The organism is Candidatus Dormiibacterota bacterium (assembly GCA_035635555.1).
Taxonomy (GTDB): Bacteria; Acidobacteriota; Polarisedimenticolia; order Gp22-AA2; family Gp22-AA2; genus Gp22-AA3.
Genome location: DASQAT010000059.1, coordinates 54,415 through 79,284, shown reverse-complemented (window position 1 = coordinate 79,284; position 24,870 = coordinate 54,415). Strand labels below are relative to the sequence as shown.

The following is a 24,870-nucleotide window of genomic DNA, read 5'->3' as shown; positions in this document are numbered from 1 at the left end:
CCGGGGGGTATCCGAGGGCGCGCCGCTGAACTCGTACAACGAGCGTCTGCTTCAGGCGCTGAACGACACAGGCGACGTGTTCCTGTCGCACACGAGCCTGGGAGGTCGTTATGTCATCCGCCTCGCGGTCGGGAACATCCGCACCACTGAGACCGAGGTCCGCCGCGCCTGGGACCAGTTGAACGTGCTGTCGCGCTCGATCTGAACGTACAAGTCGTCACCCGCATGTTCCTGACCGGTTCCAAATCTCCGTGGTTAATGAGCCCCGAGATTTGATCCATCCTTTCTCCCAAAGCAAGCAAGGAATCGAACAAAAAAGTGTCATAACGGAGAGATTTCCACTTGACGAAACAGTGAATTCGGGGAACCTTAGAGACGCTCGGACAAAACTGTCAGCCACCTCGTCTTGGTTCTACCCAGGGGTAATTTCGCCCGGGTCAATTCGCGTTCGGAGGGACATCCGATGAGAAAAATCGTACGTGTGGGGTCCTCTCTACTCTTCCTCGCCGCCCTGCTCTGCGGAATAGGGTGGGTCGCGGCCACGGCCGCGGCGGGCGGCCCGGCTCCGGCAGCCGACGCCTCGGCCTTGATGGTCCCCGGAGGCGGGCATCCTGCCTCCGTTGACCCCGCGCTCGTGCGCGCCAAGGGGGAGGTCGACGTCGTGGTCCGGCTGATCGACGCCCCGCTCGCGGTCGCGCATGGTCGCAACGCCAAGCAGCAGGGCGGCGCCCTCAACCCCGGCCAGCAGCGGGCCTATCTGAAGGAGCTCGCCCAGAAGCAGGACGGGCTGATGGGGCAGGTCCGCGGCCTCGGCGGGCGCGAGCTGGGTCGCGTGAGCAAGGCGCTCAACGCGGTCATCGTGAGGGTCGACGCGTCGCGGATCCCGGACATCGCCGCTCTTCCGGGCGTCGAGGGAATCCGTCCGGTCATCGATTATCAGCTTGATCTGAGCGACACCGTTCCTTACATAGGGGCGTCTGCGGTGCAGGCGGCCGGCTTCAACGGCACGGGAATCAGGGTGGCGGTCCTGGATTCCGGGATCGATTACACCCATGCCTTCCTGGGCGGTGCGGGGACGGCGGCGGCCTACACGGCGGCCTACGGCACGACCACGTCCGATGCGAGGAACACCACGACCGACGGGCTGTTCCCGACGGCCAAGGTGGTGGGCGGGTTCGATTTCGTCGGGGAAGTGTGGCCCACGCCGAACGCCGCGCTCTGCGGCCTCGACGCCAGCGGCAACCCGCGGACCTGTCTCCTGCCGGATCCCGACCCGATCGACTGCGGACCGGCGGCGATTCCCGCGCCGTGCGCCGGGAGCCACGGTACGCACGTGTCCGACATCATCGCCGGCAACGACGGCGGCTCGCACAAGGGGGTCGCTCCGGGCGCCAGCCTCTATGCCGTGAAGATCTGCAGCTCCGTGTCGAACTCCTGCAGTGGCGTCGGGCTGCTCGAGGGGATGGACTTCGCCCTCGACCCCAACGGCGATGGCGACATCTCCGACGCTGTGGACGTCGTCAACATGTCGCTCGGTTCGGCTTACGGCCAGAAGGAAGATGATCTGTCCGCGGCCAGCGCCAACGCGGTCAACCTCGGCATCATCGTGGTGGCCGCGGCCGGCAACAACGCCGACCGCCCCTACATCACCTCGTCGCCCGCCTCGACGCCCGAAGTCATCAGCGCGGCGCAGACGCAGGTGCCGAGCGCGACCGTCTACCCGCTCGTCATCAATTCGCCCGCCTCGATCGCCGGGACGTACGCCAACGCGTCCACGGTCGACTGGGCGCCGATCGGAGCCGGCTTCACGAGCAAAGAAGTCGCGTTCGTCGGCCGCGGCTGCCCGGGGGATCCATACCTGGCCGATCCCGCCGGCAAGGTCGCCCTCATCGACCGCGGCGTGTGTGCCGTCAGCCTCAAGGTCAACCGGGCTGCCCACGCTGGAGCGGTCGGTGTTCTGATCGGTCTCGTCGCAGCGGGCGATGCGATTTCCTTCTCGTTCGGGGGAGGCGACATGTTCGTGCCGACCCTGGTCATCACCCAGAGCACGTCGAACCTGATCAAGGCCAACCTCGCGGCCCCGGTCGTCGTGACCGTCTCGCCCGCCTTCACCGTTCCCCTCGTCGGAAGCATGGTCTCCTCTTCGGCGCGTGGTCCGAGCATCAGCTACCAGGCCGTCAAGCCGGATATCGGCGCTCCGGGAGCTTCCGTGTCCGCGGTTGCCGGCTCGGGGACCGGACAGGAAGCCTTCGGCGGGACCTCGGGCGCCACACCCATGATCGCGGGCTCGGCGGCGCTCCTCCTGAACGCCTATCCGTCGCGCACGCCTGCCGAGATCAAGTCGCTCCTGATGAACACGGCGGAGACGAACATTACGACCAACCCGGCCCTGCAGCCGGGGGTTCTCGCGCCGATCAGCCGGATTGGCGGCGGCGAAGTGCGCGTCGACCGGGCCCTGAACAGCACGACGGCCGCCTGGGACGACGACGACAACACGGGCAGCCTGTCGTTCGGCTACAGCGCCGTGGCGTCGCCGACCACGCTCAACAAGACGGTGCGGGTGCGCAACTACGGCGCCACCGCGCGCACCTACTCGATCACGCCCAGCTTCCGCTATGCCGACGATGCGGCCAGCGGCGCCGTGACCCTGACCGCCCCCGGCAGCATCGTCGTCGCGGGCAACGGCAGCGCGACGTTCCGAGTGAGGCTGAAGATCGATCCCACCAAGCTGCCGGTCTGGACTCTCAACGGCGGTGCCAGGGGTGGTGACGGGTTCAGGCTGCAGGGGGTGGAGTTCGACGGCTACATCGGCATCGCCGATGCGACCGACAACATCCACGTCGCCTGGCACGTCCTGCCTCACCGCGCCGCGGACGTGAGCCCGGCATCCACCAGCGTCACGCTGTCCGGCGGAGCCGGCACGCTGAGCCTCAGCAACGCCGGCACGATCGGCGGCCGGGCGGACGTGTTCTCGCTCATGGGGACGAGCGGCAAGATCCCCAAGAAGTTCCTGCCCAATCCGGGGGACAACTTCGCGGTCGTCGACCTGAGGGCCGTCGGCACGCGCCTGGTGGGGATCGGCGGCGGCAACTTCGGTGTCCAGTTCGCCGTCAACACCTTCGGCGCGCGGCCGCACCCGAACTACCCGGCGGAGTTCGACATCTACATCGACAAGAACCGCGATGGGGTGTTCGACTTCGTCGTGTTCAACCTCGAAAACGGTGCCTTCGGGTCCACGGGCCAGAACGTCGACGCCGTGTTCAACCTGGCAACGGGCACCGCGTCGATCTTCTTCTTCACCGACGCGGATCTCGACTCGGCGAACGCCATCCTGACGGCGCCTCTTGCGGCGATGGGCATGACGCCGTCGACCCAGTTCGACTTCTCGGTCTTCGCGTTCGACAACTACTTCACGGGCGCCCTGACCGATTCGATCGAAGGGATGACCGCCACGCTCGACACGCCGCGCTTCGTCGGGTCGGGCATCCCGGCCACCGGCGTGCCGGCCGGCGGCAGCAGCACCCTCACGATCAACGCCATACCGGGTGGTGACGTCGCTTCGCCGTCCCAGTCGGGGCTGCTCCTCATGTACCGGGACAGCAAGGGCCAGCAGGAGGCCAGTCCGATCCTGGTGTTCTAATCTCTAAGCGGTAACGGCCGCGCCGTTGCCGTCACTTTCGGTTTTTCGCCTCGCCGGCGGCTCCCGTCGCGGAAGACGGGGGCCGCCGGCCCGGCGCCGGCCGCTACCTCCTCCCAGGGTGAGAGGTCCGTTGAGCGCGATCCCTAAAAGGAGACTGGCCGGGCTGGCTCTCCTGATTCTCTCCGTCCTGCTCGTTTCCTCCCCGGCGCAGACTCCCCCGCCGGAAATCGCGCTGACCCTGCGGCATGGACCGACTTCGCCGGATGTGACGCTGCAGTGGACCGGCGGCTCGTCACCGTTCGAGATCTATCGATCCCCGGTTGCGTCCTCGGTGTGCAGTCCCGACCACCTTCTCGCCACGACCGACGTCGAGGCCTGGATCGACCCGGCCCCCCCGGGGACCGCTTTCTACAGGGTCCACAGCACCACGGCGGGCGAGCCTCCGGAGGTCTGCAATGGACGCGACGACGACTGCGACGGGATCGTCGACAACGGGACGACCGACTGCGACGCGGGGGCCTGTCAGGACTGCATCGGCGGGGCGTGCCGCAGCCGGTGCGGGCCGTGCGACACCTGCGTCAACGGCGTGTGCACCAGCACCTGTGGTTCGTGCCAGACCTGCGTCAACGGGACCTGCGCGGCCTGCGCCCCAGGCCGGTGCGAGACCTGCGTGAGCGGCGTCTGCCAGAGCACCTGCGACGCGACCCAGTGCCAGACCTGCGGCCCGGGCGGGGCCTGCATCACGTTCTGCGCCACGTGCGAGACCTGCATCAGCGGAGAGTGCTTCGACGCCTGCGATCGCGGAGCGTGCCTGAGCTGCCAGTCCGGCTCGTGCCAGCCGTTCTGCGACCCGATCTGCCAGACCTGCACCGCGCAGGGGTGCAGGGACAACTGCGGCCCCTGCCAGCGCTGCGTGGGCGGCACCTGCCAGAACAAGTGCAATCCGAACGCGTGCGAGGATTGTGTCGCCGGCGCCTGCCAGTATCGCTGCGGTCCCACGGAATCCTGCGTGGGAGGGACGTGCCAGCCCGGCACGACCTCCTCGCAGAGGCAGGACTGACCCGTTCGCCGGGCGGCCGGACCCTCAGTGGAACGCCGCCCCCAGCAGGTCGATCGTCAGCCGGACCGCGGTCTGGGCGGTGCGACCGCTCGGGTCGCGGTACGGGTTCACCTCAACGACGTCGAACCCGACCAGGGTCCCCTTGCCGGCAGCCCCCATCAGAAGATCGTCTATCTCGGAGAAGCTCAGCCCCCCGGGCTCCAGCGTCCCGGTCCCCGGCGCGAGGGTCGGGTCCATCACGTCCACATCCAGGGTGATGTAGACGTTGCCCCCCTGCGGAATCCGGGAGAGCGCCCAGGCGGCGCCCTGGCGATGGATCTGCTCCGAGGTGATGATCGTCGTGTGCGCCTTGTGGGCGTTCCCCGTTGCCTCAGGATCGTTGGTGATGCCCCGCATGCCGACCTGGATGATGTTCTTGACCGTCTTCAGGGCCGCGACCCGGTTCACCCACGACGAGTGGTCCAGGTTCCCGGGGGCCGCGTCCCAGGTGTCGAGGTGGGCGTCGAAGTGGATGACGGTCAGCGGCAGGTCGTAGGCGCGCACCACCGGGAAGGTGATGCTGTGGTCCCCTCCGAGCACCACGGGAAACACCTTCCTGGCCAGGATGGCGCGCACGCTGGCCGTGATCTTGTCGTTGGTCTGCGCCGGGACGGTCGGGAAGACTTCGACGTCGCCGACGTCCACCCAGCGCTTGCCTTTCAGGACCGTGCGCTCGCCGTCGATGTAGAAGAACCCCTGCGTCAGATCGTGGTTGTACTCCATCGAGCTCTCCCGTAGGTCGCGCGGCCCGTAACGCTCCCCGGGCTGGCCCCAGGTCCCTTCGTCGAACGGGACCCCGAGGACCGCGAAATCGGCCTGCAGGTCGTCGAGCTTCTTCACGTACGGCGCGCCGAGGAACGTGCGGATCCCCTCGAACGTGGGAAGCGACTGCGCGGGCACGCTCCCCGGAACGATCAGGACCGCCAGACACGCGAACAACGCCAGGGACCATCTCATTCTGTCTCCCCCTCCGCAGACGGCGCCAGGTGCTCAGCCGGCTCCTAGCATATGCCTTCGCGCCGCCTCTGGTAGTAAACTTCCGGCCCCGGCACCATGAACCGTCCCATCCGGAGGTGTCCTGCCATGCGCGCGAACGCCAGGAGATCGATGAGCCGCTGCACCCGGTTGCCAATCGTCTTCGCCCTGATCGGCGCGTGCCTCCTTGCGACGCCGCTCCACGCCGGGCGGACGCAGAAGCCGCCGCTGCACGCGCGGCACTGGATCGCGATCACCGGCAAGCCTCTTTCGGCCGAGGCGGGCGCCATGATGTTCCAGAAGGGAGGGAACGCCGTGGACGCCGCCTGCGCGATGCTGGGCGCCGTCACGACGATGTGGGACATCCTGGCGTGGGGAGGTGAGACGCAGGCGCTCATCTACCATCCGGGACTGAAGAAAGTGATCGGCATCGACGCGCTCGGAACGGCCCCCACGGGCGCGACGGCGGAGTTCTTCCGGTCGAAGGGGTACCGCTTTCCGCCCGAGTACGGGCCCCTCGCCGCGGTGACGCCGGGCACGCCGGGCGGTCTCATGACGATGCTCGCCGAGTACGGGACCCTGTCGCTCGGCGAGGTCCTGGCGCCGGCCATCCAGATGGCGGACGGCTATCCGATCGAGGCGGAGACGGCGGACGAGATCGAAAAGTCGAAGGACGAGATCAAGAAGTGGAAGTACTCACGCGAGGTCTTTCTTCCCCACGAGGGCCAGACACGGGAGGCGCCCGAGGCCGGCGAGGTCTTCGTGCAGAAGGACCTCGCCGCGACCCTGCGCAAGCTGGTCGAGGCGGAGCGCCAGGCTCTCAAGCAGGGGAAGGACCGCAGGCAGGCGATCTATGCCGCCTACAACCGCTTCTACAAGGGGGACATCGCCCGCGAGCTGGTGCGGGGTGTCGGAGAGGAGGGCGGGCTCATCACCCTCCCGGATCTGGCGGGCTGGAAGGTGAAGATCGAAGAGCCCCTGAGCACAACGTACAAAGGGATCACCGTGTACAAGCTGCCGATCTGGCAGCAGGGCCCGGTGATGCTGCAGGCGCTCAATATCCTGGAAGCCGCGAACCTCAAGGAGATGGAGTACAACTCCTCCCGCTACATCCACGCCCTCTACCAGACGATGAACCTGGCCTACGCCGACCGTGACTTCTACTATGGCGACCCATACTTCCCGCCGGAGGAGCCGGTGCGCGGGCTGCTCTCCAAGGAATACGCCCGGGCGCGCTACGCGCAGATCGACTGGACGAGGAACGATCCTTCCGTCGGGCCCGGCGACCCTTACCCTTACCAGGGGGGAACGAACCCGTTCGCGGATCTGCGGGCGCACTGGACCGTCGCTCCCGCCCCGGAGGCCGCGCCGGCGGCGAGCGCGACACCGGGAGCCCCGTCCGCCGCGCGCCGGCTGCCTCCCGGCACACCCCGGCCGGCGACGGCCCTCACCGAGGCCGAGTTCCGCGCGCAGTTCCGGCGCGGCACCACGTCGATCGAGACGGCGGACGAAGCCGGCTGGGTCGTGTCCGTGACCCCCAGCGGCGGCTGGATCCCGGCGGTGATCGCGGGGCGCACGGGGGTCGGCCTGAGCCAGAGGATGCAGAGTTTCGCAACCCGCCCCGAGGACGGACCGTACAACGTGGTCGAGCCGGGGAAGAAGCCTCGCGTGACGCTCACTCCGACCTTGACGCTCAAGGAGGGGCTTCCGTATCTGGCGATGGCGGTGCAGGGGGGGGACACCCAGGACCAGAATCTGCTGCAGTTCTTCCTGGACATCGTGGAGTTCGGGATGACGCCGCAGCAGGCCGCCGAGGCGCCCAACATCAACAGCGAGCAGATGCGCTCGTCCTTCGGCGCGCACCAGGCGCACCCCGGGCACCTGCTGGTCTCGGCCTCGACCCCCGCGGGCGTCCGCGATGAGCTTGTCCGGATGGGGTACGTCATCACGACCGCCGAGCGGACCTCGGGACCGATCAACGGCATTCTGTTCGACCGCCGCCACGGCACGATGTGGGGCGCCTCGAGCAACTACGGCGAGGACTACGGCATCGCCTGGTAGGGCGGCGGGATGCTGCGGCTCGATCCCCGATTTCTGTTGACGCGGACGTCGCCGGAGCGTACTTTCAGGACAGTTCCGAACCTCAGTTGTCGGTTCCTTTCCGCCGGAAGTTCCCCCCGGAGGGGCCACCGCATGTGTCATCGGGTCCAGCGGAACGACAGACGTCTCGCCCTCAGTGCACTCGTGCTCTGCGGGGCCGTCTTTCCAGCGATGGCCGCACGCGTGCGCTCCCTCGGTTTCGAGGACCGCGTTCGCGCCCAGCGAGAGATTGAACGAGTCTACTACACGCACCAGATCGGGGCGCGCCGCCCCTTCGAAGACGTCGTCAGCCGCGAGATCCTCGAGGCCAAAGTCCGTACTTACCTCCGCCAGACCGTCGCGCTCAGGACATACTGGGGCGTCACGGTGACGGACGACATGCTGCGTGCCGAGCTGAAACGCATGTCACTCCGGACCAAATTGCCGGAACGACTTCGCGAGCTGTATGGGGCCCTGGGCAACGATTCCATGCTTGTACTTGAATGCCTGGCGCGGCCCGCCCTGGTCGACCGACTGTCGAGAAATTTCTTCTCGTACGATCGTGCGATTCACGCGGACTCCCGGCGCGAGGCCGAGGCGCTCAGAGAGCAGTTGATCGATGGACGGGTCGATCTGCTGGCTGATCGGAGCGATCGGGAGATCGTCCATCTGGTGCGCGGTGATCGCCGGACAGGATCGATCCCTGAAGGCCCGGCGCAGCCGTCTGCGTCGGGCCTCGCTGCGGACGGGACGCGATTGACCCTCGAGCCCGAGGCTTTCGAGCGATGGCTGGCGCGCGTCCCGGCGCGTAACCACGAGATTGGACCCGTGGAAGAGGAGCGCGACCTCTTCATCATTCGCACGGTTCTGAACCGAAGTTCGGATGAGCTGGAGTTCGTGAGCTTCACGATCCAGAAGAAATCGTGGAACGCCTGGTGGCCGGAGGTGAGCGAAGGCCTCGATGCCGAGCTTCCGAAGACTTCCGGCGCCCGTCTCCGGGATCCGGCGACTCCGGGAGTCCTGGACGGCGCCACGCCGGGACCCGATTGCCCCGGGGATGCCTGGGACAACGGATCCATGGACGACGTGCCGGACTCGCGGTACGGGCACACCGCGGTCTGGACGGGCAGTCTCATGCTGGTCTGGGGTGGCTCAGGGTATGGCAACCCGGCCCTTGGGACCGGAGGTCGATACGACCCCGCTACAGACACGTGGAGTCGGATGTCCATGTCCGGCGCACCGGCTGGCCGGAGCGGGCACACCGCCGTCTGGACAGGTGACCTGATGGTGATCTGGGGCGGCAACAACGGTTCCGATTTCAACAGCGGAGGACGATACGACCCGGTTATAGACACCTGGACGGCAACCTCCCTTGCGGGGGCTCCTCCGGGACTCCTGCGACAGGCGGCCGTCTGGACCGGCAGCCAGATGATCGTCTGGGGCCCGATCAACAGCTCCTATTCCATGGCTGGGGGCCGGTACAATCCGGTGAACAACACCTGGACGCAGATGACCTCGACCGGTGCGCCTACGACTCGCGACGGTGAGACCGCGGTCTGGACGGGGACCGCAGTGCTGTTCTGGGGAGGGTTCGACTGCTCGTTCCGTTGTACACCTTCGAACGCGGGGTTCCGCTACGACCCGGTCGCGGACGTGTGGTCTTCGATGTCCACTGCCGGCGCCCCTTCGGGACGATACGCTCACTCCGCGGTCTGGACCGGACGTGAGATGATCGTCTGGGGTGGAGATGCAGGTGCATTCACGGGTTTCAACACCGGGGGGCGCTATGATCCGCTTATCGACAGGTGGACCTCCACCTCCACGACGGGCGCGGCCTCCAGCCGGTACGGCCACACCGCGGTTTGGACCGGCGCGAACATGATCGTCTGGGGCGGAGAGGGCTCTCTCAATACAGGCGGACGCTACGATCCCGCTTCGGACACGTGGCTGGCAGCGAGCACAGCCAATGCTCCGGCGGGCCGCAGCAGCCATACGGCGATCTGGGACGGAAGCAGGATGATCGTGTGGGGTGGCCGGGGCGGCGGCAGCTCCCTTCCACCGTTCGACACCGGCGGCCGATACAATCCGTCCGTAGATTCCTGGACGCCCACGTCTACAGGCGGGGCACCCGCGGCCCGACGGCAGCAGACGGCCGTCTGGACGGGAAGTGTCATGATCATCTGGGGTGGGGGGAACGGCTTTTCCGTGCTGAGCAGCGGCGCGCGGTACGATCCGGCGATCGACACATGGAGCGCGACCTCCACGCTGAACCCACCCTCGGCGCGCGCTGGCCACACCGCGGTGTGGACAGGCCAGGAGATGGTCGTGTGGGGAGGAGGCGACGGCAACGCCCTCCTCGCCACCGGTGGCCGGTACGATCCTCAGAGCGACGCGTGGACCGCAATATCCACGATCCTCGCTGCGTCGGCTCGTTCCGGTCACACGGCAGTCTGGACGGGGCGCGAGATGGTCGTCTGGGGAGGGTGGACCGGAGTCGTCGCTTTGAACAGCGGCGGACGATATGACCCAGCAACTGACAGGTGGATAGCCACATCGACGACCCTCGCTCCGCAGGCCCGCTCCGATCACACGGCGGTCTGGACGGGGAACGAAATGATGGTCTGGGGCGGAACAACTGCGCCCAGCAACGGAGGCCGGTACGATCCCGCTGCCGACACATGGAAACCGATGTCCTCCGTCTCCGCCCCGGCGCCTCGATCTTGGCACAACGCCATCTGGACCGGCCGTCTCATGGTCATCTGGGGCGGGTTCGCCTGCGCGGGGAGCACCTGCTCCAGAACAAACACCGGCGGCCGGTACGACCCGGTGACCGATGCCTGGACCGCGACTTCCACCGCGAACGCTCCGACGCCACGCGCCTTTCAGACCGCCGTGTGGACGGGTGAAGTCATGATCGTCTGGGGTGGGACCGGTTCGATCCCCGCGGCGTCCCTCATTCCACTGTCCACGGGCGCGCGCTATCACCCCCCGAGCGATTCCTGGGCTCCGACGTCCCTGGAGGACGCGCCTGGAGCCCGATATTGGCACTCTGCGGTCTGGACGGGAACGACGATGCTGGTCTGGGGCGGATCATACCTGAGCAGCGGAGGACGTTATTGCCCGGGCACCGTTCCAATCTTTTATCACGACGCCGACGGCGACCAGTTCGGCGAACCTAACGCCCCGCTTCAGACTTTCAACCAGCCTCCGTCCTACGTGACGAACGGTGACGATTGCAATGACGCGGATTCGACATGGTGGGCAACCCCCTCGGAAGTGTTGAACCTGCAGCTCCCCGATCCGGGGACGCTGCAGTGGTCGGCCCCGTTGCAAAAGGGTGGCTTCTTCGTCCTTTACGACGGCATTCGTTCTTCCTTCCCCTCCGATTTCGTGTCGGACGCCGCCTGCGTAGCGACCGACTTTTCGGCTCTGACCTGCTCCGACCCCGAGGCACCGGGCCTCGGCCGGTCGTTCTTCTACCTCGTCCGGGCGCAAAATGGATGCCCGCAGGGCCAGGGAACCGCGGGAAGCGGCTCTGACGGAACGCCGCGCGCCGCGCGATCGTGCCCCTGATCCTCTCCCGCTGACGGAGCAAGCGGAGCAATGTTGAACGACCGACCCAATTCCTCCACCAGAATGCCTGCCTGGAAAGTGCTTCTGGGTGTCCTGGTTACTGTCGTCATTCCGGCCTCCGTGGCCGCTGTGCCCGCCCCCGCCCCCGACACGAGGCTCAAGGGCCTCGACGCGTACATGGAGAAGATCGTCAAGGACTGGAACGTCCCCGGCATCGGGGTCGGCGTGGTCGTGAAGGACCGCCTGGTCTTCGCGAAAGGGTACGGGTTCAGAGACTACGGCAGGAAGCAGCCGTTCACGCCGGCGACGACCGTTCCGATCGCCTCCAACACCAAGCTGTTCACCGCAGTCGCGGCGGGGCTCCTGGTCGAGGAGGGGAAGCTCGACTGGGACAAGCCGGTCCGCGATTCCGTGCCGGGCATCCGGTTCTACAACGACGAGCTGAACGCCACCGTCACGATCAGGGACATGCTGTCGCACCGCACCGGCATCACCCGTCATGACTCGATCTGGTACAAGTCGGACTTCACGCGCCAGGAGCTGTTCGACAGGCTCAGGTACCTGGAGCCGTCGCAGCCGCTCCGGCAGACGTTCCTGTACAACAACATGATGTACGCCGCCGCCGGCCGCATCGTCGAGCTTCTCTCGGGGAAATCCTGGGAGGACTTCGTCCGCGAGCGTCTCCTGGCTCCGCTCGGGATGACCGGCACCGTGTTCACGATCGACGACCTCGAGAAGCAGGCGGATCACGGCGTGCCGTACACGGAGCGCCGCGACTCGTTCGACCTCCATGCGATCCCGTACTACCGCGAGGCCGCCGGGGTCGCGCCGGCGGGCGCCATCGACTCGAATCTCGAGGACATGTCGCGCTGGCTGATCGCCCTGATGAACGCCGGGCAGGCCGGTGGGCGGACCGTGATTCCCGTGAGCGTCCTCCGGGCGACGCTGCAGCCCGCGGTCGCCCTGCCGAACACCCAGCTGGAGGCGCGCGGCTACGGCGAGCTCCTGAACGCCGCCTACGGAATGGGACGGTTCACCGCCTCCTATCGCGGGCACCTGCTCACCTTCCATGGCGGCGACATCAACGGCTTCCACTCGCAGGTCTCTTTCATGCCGAACGACGGGTTCGGTGCGATCGTCCTGGTCATCGGGGATCACGCGGCGCCGCTCTACAACGTCGTCACCTACAACGTCTACGAGCGCCTCCTGGGGCTCGACCCCACGCCCTGGAGCGAGCGCCAGCTGGCGATCCGGCTGAAGGGGAAGGAGGCCGACAAGGCGGCGCGGGCGCAGTCCGGCGGCGGACGCGTCGCCGGGACGAAGCCCTCCCATCCCCTCGAGGATTACGCCGGGGAGTACGAGCATCCCGCCTACGGGGTGCTCGCGATCACAGAGAAGGACTCCGGCCTGCAGTTCGAGTTCCACAAGATCCGGCTGCCGCTCGCGCACTTCCACTACGACCGGTTCGACACGCCCGATGACGAGCAGGAGGGCAAATGGTCGGTGAACTTCTCGACGAACCCGCAGGGGGAGATCGACAAGGCGCTGGTGTCGCTCGACGAGGCGGAGGTCACGTTCGTCCGCCGCGTGCCGGCGGAGCTGTCCACCCTGACCACGCTGCGCCCGTACGCGGGCACCTACGAGACGGCGACCGGGGCCGTGTTCGAGGTCGTCCTGAAGGAGAACGGCACGTTCGGCGTGACCTTCCCGGGCCAGCCGTTCATGCCCCTGATCCCGTGGCGGCCCCGGAAGTTCAAGGTCAAGGAGTTCTCCGATCTCCAGTTCGAGTTCGTGGTGTCGGACGGCCGGGTGACCGCCCTGAAGCAGATCGACCCCTCCGGCGAATACACCTTCGCCCGCAAGTAGGGGCCGGGAAGACACTCATGGGATGGAAGGATCGCCGCGTCGACGGTTACATCGGCCGATCCGCCCCTTTCGCGAGGCCGATCCTGAGGCACCTGCGCGGGGTGGTGCATGCCGCCTGTCCTTCGATCGAAGAGACTCTCAAGTGGGGCTCCCCTTCCTTCACTCACAAGGGGATCGTCTGCGCCATGGCCGCGTTCAAGGAGCATTGCGTCTTCGGATTCTGGAAGGAGGCGCTGCTCCGGGATCGGATCGCGCGGCTGCCCCGCGGCGAAGGGAAGGCCATGGGGCAGTTCGGCCGCATCACGTCCCTGTCGCAGCTCCCCGGCGACCGGGTCCTGATGCGGCTGGTCAGGGCCGCCGTCGAGCTGAACGAGCGCGGCATCAAGTCGCCCACGCGGAGCAAGCCCAGGGGCGGGAGGAAGCTCAGCGTCCCGGGCTCTTTCATGGCCGCCCTGCGGAAGAACCGGGCTGCCCTGGAGACGTTCGAGGGGTTCACCTACTCCAACAGGAAGGACTACGTGGACTGGGTAACGGAGGCGAAGGGGGAGGAGACGCGCCGGCGCCGCATGGAGACATCCGTCGCATGGATGGCCGAGGGGAAGATCCGCAACTGGAAGTACGTCAGGAAATGAAAAGCATCGCGCAAGTCGTCTGTGTCCTCGCTCTCGCCCTCCCGGCGGCGGCCGGCGCGCACGTCGCCTCTTCGTGCGAGGAGGCGAAGCGGATCAACGGCTGGTGCGAGTCCGCGAACACCGGCTACATGGCGGGGCTCGAAGTCCGGTCGCGGTTTCTCTACGAGGTGCTGGACGCCCACGGGCACGACATCATTCCCGCGGAGGTGAAGTGCGAGACCTGCCGGAAGGCCCTGCAGGAGGACGGCTACTGTCCCATCCACAAGATGGGGTTCGTGCATGGCGAGGCCTTCCTGTCCCCCCTGACCTACCACCTCGCCCGGGCGCGGCCCATCGACCCGGCGACTCTCACCTGTCGGACCTGCCGGAAGCACACGCGCGGTATCGGCTGGTGCGACAAGGACCACGTCGGGATCGCCGGTTCGTTCGCTCTCGACGACCGGCGGGAATTCGACGAGCTCGCGAAGGCCTACACCATCCTCCTGGCCGCCGTCGACATGTCGCGGAAGTGCGAGACCTGCGCCGGCGCCATCATCACGGACGGCTACTGCGCGGTCCATCGCGTGAAGTATGACGGCGGCCGGCCGGTCTCCGGCACCCCGCCCTGATCGCCGTCGGGACTCTGAGACTCTTGTTCTAGAGGGGCGTGTGACCGCAGGCGTTGGCGACGCTCTTGTCGGGGGCGCAGGTCCCCGAGGCGCCGTTCGTCCCGGGGCCCATGCGCTCCGCTTCGATTCCCTGCGCGTTCCTCGACACGCCCCACGAGCCTTCGATCCGCGTCGTATCCGTGGTCACCACCAGGAACCAGATCAGGTTCGACCCGTCCGTCGACACCGGGACTCCGGACCAGGTGTAGGGGGCGACGTTCCCGATGTTGCAGACGCTCCCGAGGAGTGTGAAGCTCCCCGCGGGGGCGGCGGGGAACCCGCTGCGCTGGCCGAACAGGATGTGATGGTCGGCGCCGTTGGCGCAGGCCGCGGCGTCGAACGAGACTTGAAGACTCGATCCGTCCGGGGTGAGGGAGGCCACCGTCACCGGTCTCAATCCACCGGTGCCGTCCGGGACGGCCGGCGGGCCGCTGACGGCGCTGACCGTGCCGGTCTGCTCGTGAAGGTTCGTGGGGGAATTGACGCCGCGGAAGGTCGTATCGGTGGCGTCTTCGGGGTTCTTGTTGAGAGACATGGCGCCGTCGGTGGGCAGAGCGCCTGACGGGAAGATGAGCGTGTCGTACACGGCGAAGGAAATGGTGTCGGACGTCGTCGAGAAGAAATTGTTCGGAAGGATGTAGTCGGGCGCCGGCGCCCCCGGCAGGGCGGCATAGCCGCTCGTGGCCAGGAGGAGATGCTTGTTGACGGTCGCCATGGTGAGGTTGCCCGGAAAGTTGAAGACATGGCTGTTGCTCGACAGGGCCTGACCGCCCACGAAGATCTCCCCCCCGGCCGAGCCGCAGCACGTGGTCATCTCGATGAACTGGATGGTGCCGTCGGCGTTGCTGAAGATTTCAGAGATCCGCCACAGATGGACCCCGCCCACGGCGGGGGCGCTGCTGAAGAGCAGAACGGCTGTGGCTGCCGCAGCCCATGAAATCAGCGGTCGAGGTCTCATCGCGCCCTCCTGTGGGATTCGGGTTCCCCTTCTTTATACCGCCAGTTTGTCTCCGGGTAAAGCACAGTCTGCCGGTTATACTGGATCCTCCTCGGTGCCATAAGTCACAGTGGAAGCCCGGCGCCGGGTGTCGAGGCGAACCGATGGAACAGGCCGAGCCGGTCATCCGGAACATCTCCGACACCGCGAACTGGGCCGCCGTGTACCGGGCCCGCGAGACCGCGCGTCCCGACGCCCTGTTCCGCGATCCGTTCGCGCGGCGCCTGGCGGGCGAGCGCGGCGAACAGATATTCGCCTCGATGCCGGCCCGGGATCGCAACGAGTGGGCCTGGGTGACGCGCACGTTCCTGTTCGACCAGATCATCACCGACCAGGTCGGGCAGGGGGTCGACATGGTCGTGAATCTCGCCGCCGGGCTCGACGCGCGCCCCTACCGGATGCCCCTGCCCGCATCGCTGAAATGGGTCGAGGTCGATCTCCAGGACATCCTGGACTACAAGGAAGAGCTCCTCCGGGGCGAGAGGCCGGTCTGCGCCCTGGAGCGGATCCGCCTGGATCTGGCGAACGTCGAGGCCCGGCGCGCCCTGTTCGGGCGGCTGGGCCGCGGAGCACGAAGGGCGCTCGTCATCACCGAGGGGCTGCTCGTCTACCTTCCGGCTGACGACGTCGGCGCCCTGGCCCGGGACCTCGCGGTCCCTCCCGCCTTCCAGCGCTGGGTCCTCGAGCTCGTTTCGCCGGGGCTCCTGCGCATGATGCAGAAGAGGATGGGCTCGCGGCTCGACCGGGCCAGCGCCCCGTTCCGGTTCGGTCCGGCCGAGGGTCCGGAGTTCTTCGCCCCTCATGGCTGGCGGCCGGCCGATGTGCGATCTCTCCTGCAGGAGGCCCGGAGCCGTGGACGGCTGTCGTTCGTGATGCGCCTCCTGGCGCTTCTTCCGGAGTCTAATGGCCATCAAGGATCGCGCCCGTGGTCGGGCGTCTGCCTTTTGGCGAAGACGGGAGCCTGAACCGTGGCCGCCTACATCATCGCCGACGTCGAGATCACCGACCCCGTGCGCTACGCCGAGTACATCAAGGTCGTGCCCGAGACGATCGCCAGGTACGGCGGGCGGTTCGTCGTGCGCGGCGGCCGGGCCGAGACGCTGGAGGGCTCCTGGAGCCCCAGACGCATCGTCGTGCTCGAGTTCCCGACCTTCGAGCGCGCCAAGGAATGGTGGGCATCGGACGAGTACCGCGCTCCCAAGACGCTGCGCCAGAGCGCCTCGATCTCGAGCCTGATCGTGGTCCAGGGGATCTGACCTCCGGAGCCTCCGGGGTCGGGCGCGCACAAAAAGAGGGCGGGAGACGAGCGCTCCCGCCCCGAACTTTCCGGCGCGCCAGCGAGCGGCCGCCGGAACCCCCGACTTACTTGCAGGTCTTTCGACCCACCGGCCCGCTGCACTTGTTGGAGCAGCACTGGGAGGCCGACGTGCAGGACGTCCCCTTGGCTCCGCACGTGCTCTGGCAGGCCGGATCGGTCGAGCAGTTCGGATCGGCGCAGTCGGTCAGCCCATCGCAATCGTTGTCGAGACCGTCATTGCAAACCTCCGGGGTGGGCGTGCAGGTGCCGCCCGGGGCGAGGAACGGCTGGACCGACGGCCAGTAGAAGGCGAAGGCGCCGTCCACTGTGGCGTTGTTCGCCTGGTCGCAGTCGTCGTTGACGTTCGTACCGCACGCCCCCGAGAGCTGGCCGACGACTTCGCTCCCCGCGTTGACGACCGGTGAGCCGCTGCTGCCCCCTTCCGTGCCCCCGGCCGTGGTGCGGCTGTAGATCCGCTCGCCGCGCGGCCAGCCGGTGCAGGTAGGCGCCGAGGTATCGACGTGCCCCGCGGAGTAGGCCTGCGGCGCCCAGGCTGGATGGCTGATGCGATAGAGCAGCGCGTTGTTGGTGTTCGCGATCGCCGTGTTGTTCCATCCCAGGAAGGTGGAGCCGCCTGGCGGGACCTGGTTCAGCTGCATCAGGGTGAAATCCCCCCCGGTCCCGGTCGCCTTGATGGTGGCGCCCAGACGCTGCTGTCCACCCGGGTTGGTCTGTGCGGGGCAGTTGGTCATCCCGCAGGGAAGGGTGAACTGGAAATAGGCCTGCAGATTGCCGGCGTCCTGGGCGCGGTTGATGCAGTGGTTCGCCGTCAGGAGATACGGGATCTGGCTGGTCGTCACCGTGTCGTTCAAGAGGCTTCCGGTGCAGGTGTAGATGAACGCCCCCGACACCCACTGCTCGAGCGCCACGGCGTTCTTCACCGGGTCGGCCGGCGTGCCGTTGTGGCAGGAGGCGTTCTCGATGCACGGCACGTTGAAGCTGCAGAACGACTCGGGGGAGATGCTCCTGCCCAGACTTTCGATGAACGCCTGCCCGATGTGACCGGCGTCGGCGATGACGAACGAGACCCTCTTCAGGTCGGCGGCGCCGTCCGGTCCGTAGTGCCGCAGCAGGACCACGCCCCGGGATCCGATGACCGTGTCGGTCCAGAACTCGCCGTCACGGTTCGGGCCCTTCCCGGAGTAGGGACCGAACGCCTGGCCCTGCTCGTTGAAGAAAAACAGGTCTGCGTCGTCGGGAAGATTCAGGCCGCCCAGGTGCACGCGCAGCGCCGCGGCCCCTTCGGATTCCACGGCCGCCGCCCAGACGAACCCGCCGTCCGTTGTGGCGCGCAGCACTCCGTGCCCGACCAGCCGCGGCGTCGCGGAAAGGAGGGCCGCGTCCACGGCGCTGAACCGGACGACCTGGGAAATGAGCTTGGTCCTGCCGACGACGGCCGGCCCGCCCTTTTCCTGCTGGCGTTTCTGCAGCTCGCCTTTCTCCTGGGCGTTGAGACTGACGCGGATCGCGTTCTCCAGGACGCCTGCCGGCATCTCCTGCACGAGCCAGCCGTGCAGGACCGCCATGCCGGCGGCCTCCTCATCGGCAGTCATCCCGCCGACGAACGTTTCAGCGGCGACACTCCTGTTCGAGGATGTCGTTGAACCGGGAGGGGCGGCCGAGGCGGCCGTGGCTGCGGTCAGAAGAGCGACCAGGACGAGAATCCAACAAGGACTCATGCGGCGGACCATCGACACCTCCTGTGAGAATGGGGGTTGGATGCGGATGACGACGCGCGCACATCATGGTGATCCTCGGCGTGTTCGAAGGCTCCCGGAAATTACGTCAGAACCCGGGACCAGTCAACGGAAATCTGCCGCAGGCGTGATACCTTCGTCCCGGGAGCGCGATCCCGGTGCTCGATTTCGAATCCTTCGAGATTCTATCCTTCGACTGCTACGGGACTCTCATCGACTGGGAGACCGGCATCCTCTCGGCGCTCGGCGCGGTCCTGGCGCGCCACGGACACCGCGTGCCGGACGACACCCTGCTCGAGGCCTTCGCCGTCCTGGAAACCGACGCGGAGGCGGGGCCCTATCGTCCCTACGCCGTCGTCCTGCGGGACGTGGTCGAAGGGCTGGGGCTGCGGTTCGGCTTCACTCCGGACGATGCGGAGCGCGGCATTCTGGGCGCGTCGCTTCCGGAGTGGCCGCCGTTCGCGGACACGAGGGACGCGCTTCGCGCGCTGCAGACCAGGTACCGTCTCGCGGTCATTTCCAACATCGACGACGACCTGTTCGCCGGCACGACGCGATCGCTCGGCATCGAGTTCGACTGGGTCGTCACAGCCGGACAGGTCGGCTCGTACAAGCCGTCCGCGGAAAACTTCCGCCGGGCGCTGGCCCGGTTCGGCGCACCCGCGGAACGGGTCCTGCACGTGGCGCAGAGCCTGTTCCACGACATCGCGCCAGCGAAGAGCCTCGGTTTCGCGACCGTGTGGGTCAACCGCCGCCACGGCAGACCGGGCAGGGGCGCCACCCCTCCCGCCACCGCCCGGCCCGATGCCGAGGTCCCGGATCTTCGGAGTCTGGCGCGCATGGCGGGGCTCGCTTAGCCGGCCGGGACCGGATTTTCCTCTCCGCGCGGGAACGGACTGATGGTAGGCTTCCAGCGCCACGGCCGGGGCATCCGCCCCAGGGCGCGTCCACCACCACGAGGGGGCCAGATGGCCAACCGACTGCTCGCGACCAAGTCCTACGAAACGCTCATGAAGGAGATGGCCGGTGAGCACCGGCTGCGCCGCGTCCTCGGCCCGGTCGCGCTGACGAGCCTCGGCGTCGGCGCCATCATCGGCACCGGCATCTTCGTCCTGACCGGCGTGGCGGCCCACGACAAGACCGGGCCTGCCCTGATGCTGTCGTTCGTGATGTCGGGCATCGCCTGCATCTTCGCCGCCCTGTGCTATGCCGAGTTCGCATCGATGGTGCCGGTGGCCGGCTCCGCCTACACCTACGCCTACGCCACGATGGGGGAGCTGTTCGCCTGGATCATCGGGTGGGACCTGATTCTCGAGTACGCGGTCGCGTCCGCGACCGTGGCGCACGGCTGGTCGCATTACTTCCAGGCACTCATTGACCAGCTCGGCATCCATCTGCCGTACGTTTTGAGTAACGCCCCCTTCGACAAGGATTCCTCGACCGGCCACTATGTGACGACAGGGGCCTGGTTCGACCTGCCGGCCATCGTGATCGCCGGGATCATCACTATCATCCTGGTCATCGGCATCAGGGAGAGCGCCGGCTTCAATGCCTTCATGGTCATGGTCAAGCTCGCCATCGTCTTATTCGTCATCGTGGTCGGGGCGTTCTACGTCAACCCGGCGAACTGGCATCCGTTCGCTCCCTACGGTTTGACCGGGATCGCGTTCTTCGGCAAGACGATCTTCGGTCAGACGGGCACAGGGGGCGAGCCGCTTGGAATGCTGGCGGGGGCCGCGGTGATCTTCTTCGCCTACATCGGGTTTGATTCGGTCTCGACGCACGCCGAGGAGGCCAAGAACCCGAAGCGCGACGTGCCGATCGGCATCATTACGTCCCTGGTCCTGTGCACCATCCTGTACATCGCCGTGGCGGCCGTGATCACCGGCATGGTGCCGTACAACCAGATCAACATCGATGCCCCGGTGTCGGACGCCTTCCGGCAGGCGGGCGTTCCCTGGGCACGGTTTTTGATCTCCGTCGGGGCCGTCACTGGCATCACCTCGGTCCTCCTGGTCATGATGCTCAGCCAGCCGCGCGTGTTCCTGGCCATGGCGCGCGACGGATTGCTGCCGACGAGCTTCTTCGGCGCTGTCCATGACCGCTTCCGCACACCCTGGAAGTCGACCATCCTGACCGGCATATTCGTCGCCACCGTAGCGGCATTCGTGCCTCTCAAGATCCTGGCCGAGCTGGTGAACATCGGAACCCTCCTGGCGTTCGTCATGGTGTGCGCCGCGGTCCTGATCATGCGCCGCACCAATCCCGACGCTCCGAGACCGTTCCGCGCCCCGTTCGTGCCCTGGACGCCGATCCTCGGCATCGCCCTCTGTTCGCTCCTGATGTTCTCCCTGCCGTCGGAAAACTGGTTGCGCCTCATCGGCTGGCTCATCATCGGCTTCGTGATCTACTTCTCCTACGGCCGCCAGCACAGTGTCCTCGCCGCCTCCCTCACCGCCGAGATCGGCCACCACGGAGTCTCCCCCGCCGGCTCGCTAGCGACCGACCCCGAGGACCGCGTCCCCCGGCGCTGACGCCGGACAATCCCATTCCGGACCGGTAGCCGCCAGCCGAGTCGACCGCCTCCGCTCGAGTCCGCGCCTGCGGATTCCCGCCCGCATGGGGCGCCGCACTTCCCCCGCGCCCCGCTTCGCATTTCCCTGAAGGTCGCGGCATCGAGGCGTACGATTCTTGAAGAGCGTGTACTTCGCCGGATCCGTGAGGTCTTCGATGCGCGTCCACCCTTCCTCCCACAGACAAGTCTCCGGAATCGCGACGATCGTCGTCCTGCTCCTCCCTGCCGTCCTCGCGTCCCTCTGCCTCGGGGATTCGACGCCTGCCGACCGCATGGATTCCTGGGTCCCGGTCGACGAGGCCCTTCGAATCCTGTGGACCGGCACCCCGGCCGAAAAGCGGGCGGTCGCGGAGAGCGCCTACTTCGACCTCGAGCCGCTCTTCGCCACGGATGCCGGCAATTCGGACCGGGACGCTCGGCGGACCCTCGAGTCGTTGCGGTCGCTCATCCGGACAGAGACCGACGACTTCATCACCTATCGTCTGCTGAACGAGCTGGCGGATCATGACGACGAGATCCTCGCCCCTCTATTCCTTGATGCTCTGAAGAGCCGGTCGCCCAATCTTCGATCCTCCGCCATTCACTGGTTCAGCGAGCACACCGATCTCGAGGCGCTGCCGGAGATGGAATACGCCTGGCGGCACGAAGATCGCCCCTGGGTCAGGGCGAATCTGATGATCGCGCTGGTGCGGCACGGTTCCCGGGATGACACGGAGGCGTTCCTCGATCTAGCCCGGGGGAAGGATGCGTCTCTCGCCACCTCAGCCATCCGGGCCCTCACCCTCATCGGCGACCCCGAGGTCGTCCCATTCCTGATCCGCCCGCGCCTCCCGCTCGAATGCCGGCCTCATGGCCCTCGACGCTCTGGCGCGCTGGCCCGATTCCCGCGACGCACTCGATGCCGCCCTCGAGGCGAGCCGTTCGCCCCACGCCGATTTCCAGCGGCACGCCGCCGGGATTCTGGGGCACTTCGACGATCCGGCGGCCGCGGCACGGATCTATGAGCTGGCCACCTCCCGCGGTGATTCCTACGTTCGCGCCACCGCCCTCGAATCCCTCGGCGATTCGAAAGGAGTCGATCCTTCGCTTCGCATCCGCGTCGCGCTGCAGATCCTGCGGGAGCCCCCGACCCAGGAGAACGCTCCGACGCAGTCGGCTGCCGTGGCCACCCTCCGTGACCTGGACGACCCCGCCGTCCTGGCCGAGCTGGCCGGTCTTGAATTCGGTCCCGATGACAGTCGCTCCCGTGAGCTCGGCTGGCTGGAGATGTACCTGGGCCGGCCCCGCGAGGAGTCACCGGCCGACTCGGAGCCGGCGGCCGGCAGCGGCCGCGGGCGGGACACCGACGTCATCCTCGTGGAGGATGAGCCGGAGAAGAGCCTCCTTGCTCCGCCGCCCGGCATGCTCACGCTGCGCTGCTGGGAATTCCCGGATGTCGCCGGTGATCCCGCGAAGTTCAGCCGGCTGCCCGCGGGAACGGAGACGGAGGTCAAGGACCACTTCGAGCGGGACAACGAATCGTGGGCCAGGATCGACGAGAACGACTGCTGGGTCCCCCTGCGCTTCATTGACTCTCCGGGACGAGCACCCGCATCTCAAGATGCAAAGAAGGAGAGGATCATGGTCATTCGACGCGAATTCGACCTGCCGGTGAACGACGTGGAGTCGGACGTGGCGCAGGGGCTGATGGACGCCGGGCTCCTGGAGGTGATCGAGCCGGGGGACGAGGTGATCGGTGTCGCCATCACGATCGACCCGGCCGACTTCGACAGGGTCCTGCTTCTGGCGCGGAGCTGCGGCCTGAACGAGACGATCCTGGACGGGGAGATCTACGAGATCGTCGCCGACCTGGCGCCCCTGTACAGGGGACATCCGGTGCTCGATCGGTTCCGCCGGGCGCCGCGGGTCCAGGGCGGGGAGACCGACGAAGTCATCGATCTCGATATCGAGGAACTGACCGACAAGTGAGCTGTCGAAAGGGAAGGTGCCCATGCTTGTGATGAGACCGGTCGTCCTGCTTCTGCTGCTGTCCGCCGCCGCGCCGTTCACCGGCGCCACGTTAGCCGCCGAGTTCACCCCCGAATCGCGCGTCGTCGAGGTGACCGTGTACCGCCAGGCCGCCCTGGTCACGCGCGAGACCCGCCTGACCCTGCCGCCGGGCAGCCACAGGATCATCCTGAGCGGCCTCCCCTCGGTCGCCGATCCCGACTCAGTGCGCGTCAACGGCACCGGTTCCGCGGGAATCGAGATCGGCGGAGTCGAGGTGCAGAGGGAGTTCCGCCAGCCGAGCCTGACGCCTGAGTACCGGCAGGTCGAGCGTGAGCTGGACGATCTCAACCACCAGATGTCCCTGGTCAACGACCGCCGGCAATCGATCGCCGCGCTGCGCGAGTTCCTGGGTGGTCTCAAGGCGTCGGGCGGTCAAGGATCGTCCAAGGACGTCCTGACAAGAGGCTTCGCCGTCGAATCGTGGCAGAAGGCGTTCGACTTCTTCTCATCACGGCTCGACGCGTTGTCGCTGGAGGAGCGTTCCCTGGATACGAAGCAGCGAGACCTGGGTCAGAGGCTCGAGGTGGCGCGGGGCAAGCAGTCACAGATGGTCTCCCAGGGGGGAATCCAGCGCTGGACCGCCGCCGTCATGGTCTCGGCACCCCGGGGAGGTGACCTGGCTTTGCGAGCCTCCTACCTCGCCACGGGCGCCACGTGGCAGCCGCTCTACGACGCACGCCTCGACCCGGCCACAGAAGAGGTGAAAATTTCCTGGCAGGCGCAGGTCTTCCAGACCACGGGTGAAGACTGGAAGGAAGTCGCCGTCACCCTGGCCACGACGCAACCGTCCGCCGGAATCGACCTGCCCGCGCTGGCGTCGCTCAACCTTACCCTGCCGCAGCGGGTCGTTTCGACCCTGACTTCATTCAACAGCGAGTACATCGACAGTTTGCCGATCCTTGGAAGGAACCATCAGGACGTCCTGAGGCTGGCGCCCGGCGTCGCCGATGTCGATACGGACGGCAATCCTGTCATCCACGGTGCGCGCGACACCGATGTGGCCACCCTGGCGGACGAGGCGAAAACCCTTCCAATCCAGTTCGCCCTCGCCAGCGCCGACCGCCACGAGGCGGCGGTCACATTCATCCTGCCCGGCCCGCTGGACATCCCGAGCGACGGGCAGCCGCACAAGCACCTGATCGCGACACGCGAGATGCAGGCGAAAATCGAGCACCGAGCCGTGCCGCAAATCGTCCCGGGAGTCTTCCTGGTCGCGACGGTCAAGCTGCCGGGAGACGTGCCGATCCTCCAGGGCAAGGTGCAGCACTTCGTGGGGAGCGACCTCGTCGGCAGCTCGGTCACGGTGGGGCGCGCGGCGGGCGAGGAGTTCGCCCTGTCGTTCGGTACCGACGATCGCCTGAAGGCTGAGAGGAAGCAGATCCAGAAGAGAGTGGAGCGGCATGGCAAGGACGATGAAGTCGCCTATCGTTTCGTCACCACCCTCGAGAACCATCTCGGCCGCGACGGCGTCATCGAGGTGAAGGACCGCATCCCCGTGTCGGACGACGAGCGGATCGAGATCGCCCTGGACGACGAGACGACGACCGTCGGCGCCGCGAGCGACCCGAACGAGCCTGGCATCCTGACCTGGAAGGTCCCGGTCCCGAAGGGTGCCAAAAGGGAGATTGACCTCGTCTACCGGGTGCGAGCGCCCCGCGGCGTGGTCGTCGCGGGCCTGGAGTAG

At 67.1% G+C, this 24,870-nt stretch carries 17 protein-coding genes and 1 pseudogene; 15 read left to right on the top strand and 3 right to left on the bottom strand.

Annotated features, from left to right (window positions below):
• The 3 genes from VEW47_18050 to VEW47_18040 form a co-directional block, all read left to right on the top strand.
• Positions 1-205, top strand: a 205-nt coding sequence (locus VEW47_18050) for a hypothetical protein (protein ID HYS07084.1), incomplete at its 5' end; no start/stop codon positions are given.
• Between the two features lie 258 nt (positions 206-463).
• Positions 464-3,640: a S8 family serine peptidase gene (locus tag VEW47_18045; protein HYS07083.1), complete on the top strand. Its 3,177-nt coding sequence runs from the start codon at positions 464-466 to the stop codon at positions 3,638-3,640.
• Between the two features lie 130 nt (positions 3,641-3,770).
• Positions 3,771-4,700 carry a hypothetical protein gene (locus tag VEW47_18040; GenBank protein HYS07082.1) on the top strand — a complete coding sequence of 310 codons (930 nt, stop codon included), beginning with the start codon at positions 3,771-3,773 and terminating at the stop codon, positions 4,698-4,700.
• Between the two features lie 24 nt (positions 4,701-4,724).
• Here VEW47_18040 and VEW47_18035 read toward each other — a convergent pair whose 3' ends face one another.
• On the bottom strand, positions 4,725-5,696 hold the full coding sequence (locus tag VEW47_18035) for an arginase family protein (GenBank protein HYS07081.1): 972 nt from the start codon (positions 5,694-5,696) through the stop codon (positions 4,725-4,727).
• A gap of 150 nt (positions 5,697-5,846) precedes the next feature.
• Between VEW47_18035 and VEW47_18030 the strand changes: the two genes are divergently transcribed.
• The 5 genes from VEW47_18030 (at position 5,847) to VEW47_18010 (ending at position 14,472) form a co-directional block, all read left to right on the top strand.
• Entirely contained in the window at positions 5,847-7,775 is a 1,929-nt protein-coding gene (locus VEW47_18030; GenBank protein ID HYS07080.1) for a gamma-glutamyltransferase, read from the top strand.
• 132 nt (positions 7,776-7,907) lie between these two features.
• Positions 7,908-11,366: a hypothetical protein gene (locus VEW47_18025; GenBank protein HYS07079.1), complete on the top strand. Its 3,459-nt coding sequence runs from the start codon at positions 7,908-7,910 to the stop codon at positions 11,364-11,366.
• A 63-nt stretch (positions 11,367-11,429) separates the two neighbouring features.
• Positions 11,430-13,232, top strand: coding sequence for a serine hydrolase (locus VEW47_18020; protein HYS07078.1), 1,803 nt, complete (start codon positions 11,430-11,432; stop codon positions 13,230-13,232).
• Between the two features lie 17 nt (positions 13,233-13,249).
• The gene (locus tag VEW47_18015; GenBank protein ID HYS07077.1) at positions 13,250-13,864 is read left to right on the top strand and encodes a YdeI/OmpD-associated family protein; all 615 of its coding nucleotides are present in this window, start codon (positions 13,250-13,252) and stop codon (positions 13,862-13,864) included.
• Entirely contained in the window at positions 13,861-14,472 is a 612-nt protein-coding gene (locus VEW47_18010) for a hypothetical protein (protein HYS07076.1), read from the top strand. Before VEW47_18015 ends, VEW47_18010 begins: the two co-directional genes overlap by 4 nt.
• A gap of 28 nt (positions 14,473-14,500) precedes the next feature.
• Here the strand turns inward: VEW47_18010 and VEW47_18005 are convergent, their stop codons facing one another.
• Complete coding sequence (locus VEW47_18005) at positions 14,501-15,469, bottom strand: hypothetical protein (protein ID HYS07075.1); 969 nt, start codon at positions 15,467-15,469, stop codon at positions 14,501-14,503.
• 143 nt (positions 15,470-15,612) lie between these two features.
• Here VEW47_18005 and VEW47_18000 point away from each other — a divergent pair, with 143 nt between their 5' ends.
• Together VEW47_18000 and VEW47_17995 are read left to right on the top strand one after the other, a co-directional pair.
• Positions 15,613-16,473, top strand: a complete 861-nt coding sequence (locus VEW47_18000) for an SAM-dependent methyltransferase (protein ID HYS07074.1) — start codon at positions 15,613-15,615, stop codon at positions 16,471-16,473.
• Positions 16,474-16,476: 3 nt separating this feature from the next.
• Positions 16,477-16,764: a DUF1330 domain-containing protein gene (locus VEW47_17995; protein ID HYS07073.1), complete on the top strand. Its 288-nt coding sequence runs from the start codon at positions 16,477-16,479 to the stop codon at positions 16,762-16,764.
• A gap of 106 nt (positions 16,765-16,870) precedes the next feature.
• Here VEW47_17995 and VEW47_17990 read toward each other — a convergent pair whose 3' ends face one another.
• Positions 16,871-18,556: a trypsin-like peptidase domain-containing protein gene (locus tag VEW47_17990; GenBank protein ID HYS07072.1), complete on the bottom strand. Its 1,686-nt coding sequence runs from the start codon at positions 18,554-18,556 to the stop codon at positions 16,871-16,873.
• A 164-nt stretch (positions 18,557-18,720) separates the two neighbouring features.
• Here VEW47_17990 and VEW47_17985 point away from each other — a divergent pair, with 164 nt between their 5' ends.
• The 5 genes and pseudogenes from VEW47_17985 to VEW47_17965 all read left to right on the top strand — a co-directional run bounded on the left by VEW47_17985 (position 18,721) and on the right by VEW47_17965 (position 24,870).
• Positions 18,721-19,419, top strand: coding sequence for a haloacid dehalogenase type II (locus VEW47_17985; protein ID HYS07071.1), 699 nt, complete (start codon positions 18,721-18,723; stop codon positions 19,417-19,419).
• 111 nt (positions 19,420-19,530) lie between these two features.
• Positions 19,531-21,096: an amino acid permease gene (locus tag VEW47_17980; GenBank protein ID HYS07070.1), complete on the top strand. Its 1,566-nt coding sequence runs from the start codon at positions 19,531-19,533 to the stop codon at positions 21,094-21,096.
• 196 nt (positions 21,097-21,292) lie between these two features.
• A pseudogene (locus VEW47_17975) lies at positions 21,293-21,904 on the top strand (HEAT repeat domain-containing protein).
• Between the two features lie 82 nt (positions 21,905-21,986).
• Positions 21,987-23,105, top strand: a complete 1,119-nt coding sequence (locus VEW47_17970; GenBank protein HYS07069.1) for a HEAT repeat domain-containing protein — start codon at positions 21,987-21,989, stop codon at positions 23,103-23,105.
• A 22-nt stretch (positions 23,106-23,127) separates the two neighbouring features.
• On the top strand, positions 23,128-24,870 hold the full coding sequence (locus VEW47_17965; GenBank protein HYS07068.1) for a mucoidy inhibitor MuiA family protein: 1,743 nt from the start codon (positions 23,128-23,130) through the stop codon (positions 24,868-24,870).

Bases quoted from the DNA above. Each gene is read 5' to 3' on its own strand.
- VEW47_18045 (HYS07083.1), top strand. From the start codon at position 464: ATGAGAAAAATCGTACGTGTGGGGTCCTCTCTACTCTTCCTCGCCGCC.
- VEW47_18035 (HYS07081.1), bottom strand. From the start codon at position 5,696: ATGAGATGGTCCCTGGCGTTGTTCGCGTGTCTGGCGGTCCTGATCGTT.
- VEW47_18030 (HYS07080.1), top strand. From the start codon at position 5,847: ATGAGCCGCTGCACCCGGTTGCCAATCGTCTTCGCCCTGATCGGCGCG.
- VEW47_18025 (HYS07079.1), top strand. From the start codon at position 7,908: ATGTGTCATCGGGTCCAGCGGAACGACAGACGTCTCGCCCTCAGTGCA.
- VEW47_18020 (HYS07078.1), top strand. From the start codon at position 11,430: ATGCCTGCCTGGAAAGTGCTTCTGGGTGTCCTGGTTACTGTCGTCATT.
- VEW47_18015 (HYS07077.1), top strand. From the start codon at position 13,250: ATGGGATGGAAGGATCGCCGCGTCGACGGTTACATCGGCCGATCCGCC.
- VEW47_18010 (HYS07076.1), top strand. From the start codon at position 13,861: ATGAAAAGCATCGCGCAAGTCGTCTGTGTCCTCGCTCTCGCCCTCCCG.
- VEW47_18005 (HYS07075.1), bottom strand. From the start codon at position 15,469: ATGAGACCTCGACCGCTGATTTCATGGGCTGCGGCAGCCACAGCCGTT.
- VEW47_18000 (HYS07074.1), top strand. From the start codon at position 15,613: ATGGAACAGGCCGAGCCGGTCATCCGGAACATCTCCGACACCGCGAAC.
- VEW47_17990 (HYS07072.1), bottom strand. From the start codon at position 18,556: ATGGTCCGCCGCATGAGTCCTTGTTGGATTCTCGTCCTGGTCGCTCTT.
- VEW47_17980 (HYS07070.1), top strand. From the start codon at position 19,531: ATGGCCAACCGACTGCTCGCGACCAAGTCCTACGAAACGCTCATGAAG.
- VEW47_17970 (HYS07069.1), top strand. From the start codon at position 21,987: ATGGCCCTCGACGCTCTGGCGCGCTGGCCCGATTCCCGCGACGCACTC.
- VEW47_17965 (HYS07068.1), top strand. From the start codon at position 23,128: ATGCTTGTGATGAGACCGGTCGTCCTGCTTCTGCTGCTGTCCGCCGCC.